Below are 552 nucleotides of genomic sequence, written 5' to 3'. Positions count from 1 at the left end.
GATGAATAGCACTTCAAAGCCTCTGAAGGTCAGCCGCATGAGATCTCCAGCAGGAGGTGATGGCAGGAACGGGCGATCAGACGGAGCATGACGAGCCCAGCAGGCCCTGCACATGATCAAGCACCCTCTGCGGCCCACCCGCCGTTTGCAGGATGTTAATCGGGCGCTCGTCAAAGGCGGTGTTGTGGCTCCTGATCCAGCTCTCGACTGCTTCCGCATCCCCACCAAGGCCCTGGTCGAGAGCTCGGCTCAGGCGCAGGAGGGGAGCGGCGCGCTCGAGCGTCAGCCAATCCTGGATCAGAGGCGTCTGGCTCTCCCTGGCCTGCTCGACCCCTGAGGCGGAGAGGCCCAGGATCGTGGCAAGTACCGGATCAGGAAGACCGAGATGCGCGGCAGCCCGCAGGGTAGCCTTAGACACCAGGGTAGTATCCTCGGGCCCTAAGGGCCGATTCAGTTCGCCTGACCGGGCGCGGGCGTCTTGGCGTCTGTAGTGCCATTCGTTGAGGAGCACGGCGCCCCAAGCCATGCAGCAGACGATCCCCGGCAGGATGA

1 protein-coding gene is annotated in these 552 nt (G+C 63.9%); it reads right to left on the bottom strand.

Going from position 1 to position 552, the window contains the following annotated elements; genetic code table 11:
• Window positions 1–76 precede the first annotated feature (76 nt).
• A partial coding sequence (locus tag JQC81_RS32685) for an antitoxin Xre/MbcA/ParS toxin-binding domain-containing protein (protein WP_203275904.1) occupies window positions 77–552 on the bottom strand: 476 nt, incomplete at its 5' end.

Source organism: Microvirga arabica, assembly GCF_016811235.1.
Taxonomy (GTDB): domain Bacteria; phylum Pseudomonadota; class Alphaproteobacteria; order Rhizobiales; family Beijerinckiaceae; genus Microvirga; species Microvirga arabica.
The sequence above is the reverse complement of the archived record's forward strand: the minus strand, read 5'-3'. Positions and strand labels throughout refer to the sequence as shown.